1 protein-coding gene is annotated in these 644 nt (G+C 76.9%); it reads left to right on the forward strand.

What is annotated here, in order from left to right; translation table 11 throughout:
• A partial coding sequence (locus tag KCH_RS33270) for an SDR family NAD(P)-dependent oxidoreductase (protein ID WP_157032471.1) occupies positions 1-644 on the forward strand: 644 nt, incomplete at both ends.

The following is a 644-nucleotide window of genomic DNA, read 5'->3' on the forward strand; positions in this document are numbered from 1 at the left end:
GCGCTGCGCGCCTCGCCGCCGCCACCCCGGCGAGAGCCCCGCCGACCTCGGCCGCCGCCACGACCGCGCCCTCCAGCAGGCCGAACGGGCCCGGGTGATCGCCGAGTTGGAGACCCTGTGCGGCCCCGGCCGGGTGCACTACCGGCAGTGCGACGTGCTCGACGAGGGCGCCGTCCGCAAGACCGTCGAGGAAGTGCTCGCCGTCGAGGGCCGGGTCGACGTCCTGGTGCACGGCGCCGGCCTCGGCCGCTCCGCCGGCGTCACCCGCAAGAAGCTCGCCGACTTCCGGGCCGTCCGCGACGTCAAGGTCCGCGGCCACGCCCACCTGCGCGCCGCGTTCGGCGACCGCCGGCCCGCCCTGTGGTGCGCCGTCAGCTCCGTCTCCGCCTTCATCGGCCTGCGCGGCGAACCCGACTACGGCGCCGCCAACGAGTACCTGATGCTCGCCGCCGCGCACGCCCGCACCCTCGGCGGCCACGACGAGGTCGCCTTCACCTCCGGCCTGTGGACCGAGTCCGGCATGGCCTCCGCCGACACCCCCGCCGGCGCGCTGCTCGCCCGGCAGAACGAGATCGGCCAGCTGACCGACCGTCAGGGCCGCGCGTTCTTCCGCACCGAACTCGCCGGCCGCGGCAGCCACGGCC

Origin of the sequence: Kitasatospora cheerisanensis KCTC 2395, from assembly GCF_000696185.1 — a bacterium.
GTDB lineage: Bacteria > Actinomycetota > Actinomycetes > Streptomycetales > Streptomycetaceae > Kitasatospora > Kitasatospora cheerisanensis.